The 2,815-nt window shown below is 58.4% G+C and carries 4 protein-coding genes; 2 read left to right on the forward strand and 2 right to left on the reverse strand.

Annotated features, from left to right (window positions below; translation table 11 throughout):
- Window positions 1–296 precede the first annotated feature (296 nt).
- Entirely contained in the window at window positions 297–515 is a 219-nt protein-coding gene (locus tag BQ17_RS07255; protein WP_256091510.1) for a class II glutamine amidotransferase domain-containing protein, read from the reverse strand.
- A gap of 140 nt (window positions 516–655) precedes the next feature.
- The gene (locus BQ17_RS07260) at window positions 656–1,069 is read right to left on the reverse strand and encodes a hypothetical protein (RefSeq protein ID WP_141699151.1); all 414 of its coding nucleotides are present in this window, start codon (window positions 1,067–1,069) and stop codon (window positions 656–658) included.
- A gap of 41 nt (window positions 1,070–1,110) precedes the next feature.
- Here BQ17_RS07260 and BQ17_RS20440 point away from each other — a divergent pair, with 41 nt between their 5' ends.
- The gene (locus BQ17_RS20440) at window positions 1,111–1,743 is read left to right on the forward strand and encodes a hypothetical protein (protein ID WP_218068151.1); all 633 of its coding nucleotides are present in this window, start codon (window positions 1,111–1,113) and stop codon (window positions 1,741–1,743) included.
- Window positions 1,744–1,834: 91 nt separating this feature from the next.
- Window positions 1,835–2,716 carry a CPBP family intramembrane glutamic endopeptidase gene (locus tag BQ17_RS07270; RefSeq protein WP_089725685.1) on the forward strand — a complete coding sequence of 294 codons (882 nt, stop codon included), beginning with the start codon at window positions 1,835–1,837 and terminating at the stop codon, window positions 2,714–2,716.
- Window positions 2,717–2,815 lie beyond the last annotated feature (99 nt).

The following is a 2,815-nucleotide window of genomic DNA, read 5'->3' on the forward strand; positions in this document are numbered from 1 at the left end:
CAGACCTGGTCCCGACGGAGGAGGGATCTAACGCTCCAGCGTCGATTAAGCGCCTCGGTAGGCTAACAGCCAACGCCGATCAGCACCGAGGAGCTGCGTCCGCTGGAGCGGACAAGCTGCCGTTCCCACGCTGGAGAGACTGTGAAAGTATTCCTAGATTTTCAGATCAAAAGGGACAGGACGACACAATTTTTCCTAAATTGAGCATAAAATCTTCCTCCTCATCCCACGTGGTATAGGATTTAGCGTGGAATATGGCGGTCTCACCCCACCGCTTCCAGGGAAAACGAATACTTTCACAGTCTCTGGAGCGTGGGAACGAGCGTGACCATGGGCTGGTGCCCGGTCGCCAATCCGATGATGGATAGGCGGACCTGGGCCAGCCCGACGGGTCCGCTCGTGTGGATACCGCGATCGTCCGGGCCGCGATGAGCGAGGGCATCGATCATGTGCCCCAACTCACGGGGGTCCGGCTTGGCGCCGTCGCGCATGATATACCCGGCTATGCCGCACATGGCATGGAGCCCATCACATGAGAAATCGGGGTCATCATCGTCGACCCGTCCGGGATGCGCTCAATCACGCCTGGCGCGTCAAACAAAAAAACCCGGGAAGCGGGTACGCTCCCCGGGTTTCAGGGTGGTTTGACCCTTTCCTACGCGGCTTCGGCGAAGTCTACGGACAGCTCCTGCATTACACGGTTGCGCATGATCTCCTCTTTCACTAAGCGCACCGCCCGATCCGGGAACTTCTTGACGATCTCGTCAAGGATTTCCGCCAAACGGATCACACCGGAAGGTTCGATGCCCAACCGGTTGAACAGGTGACACACGCCCTTGACGGTGAACCCTACGTACTCCAAGGTCTCGGCATGCATGGGCTTCAGGATCGTGAAGATACGGCTCAGGGGCTTCTCTGCAACGCTGCAATCCCGGATCTGCACGCGGATGCAGTCCAAGTGCTTGTCATAGTAGGCGAAAGGCCTGAATTCTTGGAAATTCTCAGCGACAAAAGCCCGGAGCGACTCCAGACCCGCCGCTTCTTGTGCTGCTACCGTCGCGTGCATCATTCCCCCCTGGTCCACAGTTTCTCGGTGTATCTATCGACCCAGTGTATTGGGGCTTCAGCAAGCCCCGAATCTTCATCCACCCAGTTCCAGTGATGAATCCAGCCAGCGACTTCTGGAAAAGGCTCTCTGTGCTTCTTGTTTGGACTGATGATCACCCCGAACACCTTGCCGGCTGGAACTTCGCGGCGCGTTGGATGGCCCTCTGGCCCGCCCGTCCACTCGAAATCGAGGGCCGGTTTTCGCGTGTAGACGAGCTTGTCCTCATCACCCTGCATGCTGCCGTCGCAAAAGAGTGGGCGTTCCAGCCCTCTGAAGACGTGCCGCGTCAGGATCAGGCCCGGGACCACCAGTTCATAGAACTGCGCAATCGCGGTGATTTGCCCTCGCGCGCCGTATCGCTGCAGATCTACCGCCAGCATCCCGAACTGGGCTTCGCGCGCAGTACGGGGCATTCCCTCGATGAAATGCCCGTCCCCTCGATGAAATGCCCGTCTATTAAAAAAACCCGCTCGCCTTGCCGAATGATAGTATTGATGAGCCAGTTCCTCCGTACTTCGGTCTCCCGTGCGGTTCTGCCTGTCGCAGGCAAATCCTTATTGCTTAACTTTTCATTCTACGCTATCAACTACGGGGGGCGTCAAACCTTTTTCCTGCTTGTCAAGCGATTTTTTTAGAGACTGCCTAAAAATCAATGTATTACGTTTTTTCCAGACAGGCTCTTTGTTCTTAGACCCCTCTCTTATTTCCAAACGGAAGCGAAACACGATGCGTGAAACCGGCATCTTCTTTCTCTACCTCTTCGGCTGTCTGATCTTGGGTGCCCTCCTCACCTATCCGCTGATGCAGACGGGCTGGATCGCCTATGATCCCCACCGGGTCATGGGTCGCCTTGCGCAGGTCTTCATTCTGATCGGCCTCTGGCCCTTCCTCAAGGCGATGCACCTGAACGATCGCACAGCACTCGGGTACGGGATTTCCCGCGCGCGGTTTTTGAGCGCCCTGGGGCGGGGTTGGCTGCTCGGTGTTGCCATCCTGCTGGTCCTGGTTCTCAATCTGCTGCTGCTGGAGATCCGGGTACCCCATGGGGCAGGGGTGGATTGGCTACCCGCGCTCCTCAGAAAGTCGATCCAAGCCCTGATTGGCGGTCTGCTCACCAGTCTTTTGGAGGAGACCTTCTTTCGCGGCGCCCTCTATTCAGCCATTCGGCGGCGTGGTGGTGTAGGCTCCGCGATCCTCTGGTCGTCCTTTCTATTCACCCTGGTCCATTTCATGAAGCCTCATGCCCTACCCGAGGGCACGGCCTTCGATTGGCTCGGGACCGGGCAGATGTTCGGCCAGGTCTTTGCCGACGCCTTCCAATGGAGGCACCTGGATTCCATGGCGGCCCTGTTCCTGGCCGGCGTCTTGCTGGCTCTGGTGCGGGAGCACAGCGGACACATCGGTTGGTGTATGGGCCTGCATGCCGGCTGGATCTTCGTGATACAGGTGACCCGCCACCTGACCGACGGCAACCAGGCATCGCCGAACGCCTGGTTGGCAGGGAACTACGACGGGATCATCGGCTGGCTCGCCGCGGGCTGGATCGGCCTGCTGGCGTTGGGGTTCTGGTCGTTCACACGCAACCAGGAGCGGGAGAGACGGGCCTGAATCAAGAATAATCCTGTAAGTTAGAAGCTGTCTGGTTAAAATGGATCCGAGCGTCGGGTTGCGTTACGCCGCGTTCGGCGCCGTGCCGGTCCGGGCGCG

Origin of the sequence: Candidatus Thiosymbion oneisti (assembly GCF_900092655.1) — a bacterium.
Taxonomy (GTDB): domain Bacteria; phylum Pseudomonadota; class Gammaproteobacteria; order Chromatiales; family Chromatiaceae; genus Thiosymbion; species Thiosymbion oneisti.